At 63.3% G+C, this 901-nt stretch carries 2 pseudogenes; both read right to left on the reverse strand.

Going from position 1 to position 901, the window contains the following annotated elements:
• Positions 1 to 462, reverse strand: a pseudogene (locus NKJ32_RS35425) (recombinase family protein); the annotation flags it as partial.
• A gap of 39 nt (positions 463 to 501) precedes the next feature.
• Positions 502 to 867 (reverse strand): annotated as a pseudogene (locus NKJ32_RS35430) (recombinase family protein); the annotation flags it as partial.
• Between the last annotated feature and the right edge of the window lie 34 nt (positions 868 to 901).

Here is a 901-nt window from a genome sequence, read left to right on the forward strand (position 1 = left end):
CAGCATTTTGATGTGGTCGTCTTCGATGGCGACGACAATCTCGCGGATCACGGCACGGATGATCCGCTTGCGCGTGGTGGCGGTGGCGTTGGCATGATGCCATGCCAGTTCGAGATCGGCGCCCATGCGCAGCAGGCTCCGCCGTTCCTCTTCTCCCAGAGCCTCAGGCTTGTGGCGGTCGAGCGCGTCAAGCTCGTCCTGACGCTCGCGGACGGCTACGAGCGCGGCATTCCAGCGTCGCTCCAGTTCGCCTGCTACAAGCCGGTTGTCCGGGTCGACGGCGTCATACTGGCGGCGTGCATGGGCGGCTTCATAACGTGCCTGCTCGAGTGCGAGCTCCACATGGCGCCGCTTCTCTCCAGCCTGCACGGTGGAGGTCTCGATGGCCTTGATCGCCGCTTCCATGCCGAGCGGTTGAAGGCGTTGAAGAACCTCCGCGCTGACCGCCTGATCGACCCGCAACGATCCGAAGCCGATGCACGGGTCGGTTCCGTGGTTGACCTGCGCTCCGCGGCAATGATAGCGCCCCGTATTGCCGTTGCTGCCGGAATAGGAGACATGCAGCTTGCGGCCGCAATGGCCGCAGCGCAAGAGACCGCCGAGCAGCAACTCGCCCCGGCGAAGAGCACCGCGCGGCACCAGGCCTTTGCTTGTGGCATTGTCCGTGATCAGGCGCTGATTCCTCTCAAAATCGTGCCAGCTCAGGTAACCTTCGTGATGGTCGATGAGCAAGACCTCCCAGTCGGCGCGATCGCGCCTGATCCCACGCAAAATCCGTTTGCGTCCGGCCTCTATGGTGACTTTGCTGCAGGTTCGCCCGAACGCATAGGCGCCGGCGTAGATCGGGTTGGTGAGAATGTGGTGCACCGTATTGTAGACGGGCAGCTTCCAGACGATCGCC

This window comes from Mesorhizobium sp. M0159 (assembly GCF_040322295.1).
In the GTDB taxonomy this organism is placed as follows: domain Bacteria; phylum Pseudomonadota; class Alphaproteobacteria; order Rhizobiales; family Rhizobiaceae; genus Mesorhizobium.